A 231-nucleotide genomic window follows, 5' to 3' on the forward strand; every position below is an offset into this window, starting at 1 on the left:
GTTGAGCCTTGCTCTCCGCCGATACGGGACGAAGTAAAACCTTTTAGTAGTCCCAGGAAAGGAAATCAAACGAGACTCCCTTAGTAGCGGCGAGCGAACGGGGACCAGCCCAAACCGTGCGGGTGTCATGGTGGCAGCCTTAGCTCGTACGGGGTAGCGGGACGTACACGGAGAGGTCTGCCAGCCTCTCAGGGAGTTACAAAACTGCCACTTAGCCGAAGTGAGTTGGAA

The 231-nt window shown here is 56.3% G+C and carries 1 rRNA gene (only partly in view); it reads left to right on the top strand.

The features are described from left to right. Positions 1-231: ribosomal RNA gene (locus N2041_RS14460) — 23S ribosomal RNA — on the top strand (its annotated part continues 595 nt past the right edge of the window); the annotation flags it as partial.

The sequence above is a fragment of the Tepidiforma sp. genome (assembly GCF_026419595.1).
Lineage (GTDB): Bacteria > Chloroflexota > Dehalococcoidia > Tepidiformales > Tepidiformaceae > Tepidiforma.